We start from the raw sequence: 572 nt of genomic DNA, 5'->3' as shown, positions 1-572 counted from the left end.
TGCAGCGGATGCAGCAGGCGAGCGCCGCGGCGGACTGGTCCGACGTCGACGACGCGATCATGGACCTCCTGGGCTTGCCCGAGGTGCAGGACGAGCCGGTGCTGTTTCGCAACCTGGAGCGGATCGTCAGCGATGACGCGCTCAGGCGCCTTTGCCGGATCGAGGCGTTGGCCCAGCAGGACGAGGTGCAGCGATATCGCGCGCTGTGGGCACGGCAAGGCCCCGCGGCGGGCACCGGGCAGGCCACCTCGGCCGGCAGCGACGCGCAGCGCCGCGGCGACGCCGTGGAAGCGCTTGCCGCGCAGGCGCTCGAGGTCCTGGCCGCGCGTCTGAATGCGGGAGAGGACCCGCCGCGCTACCGCGTGGCGACTTCCTTGAAGGTGCCGTCGTCGATCCCCGGCGATCCGCGGCGCGCCAAGAGCGAGTGGGATGTCGCCCTGCTGCGGCGCCACGACGCCAGTACCTGGGACCTGCTGCTGCTGGTCGAGGCCAAGGCCTCGGCCGATGCGGCGACCACCGACCTGCCCCGGCTGCTGCGCGGCCTGCGGCTGCTGGCGCAGGCGGACCCGCGG

Annotated in this window: 1 pseudogene; it reads left to right on the top strand. The window is 73.6% G+C overall.

What is annotated here, in order from left to right:
* Window positions 1-572 (top strand): annotated as a pseudogene (locus tag FUT87_RS28750) (3-deoxy-D-arabino-heptulosonate 7-phosphate synthase); the annotation flags it as partial.

The sequence above is a fragment of the Mitsuaria sp. TWR114 genome, assembly GCF_007997345.1.
Note: the sequence above shows the minus strand (reverse complement) of the source record. Positions and strands in the feature narration are given on the sequence as shown.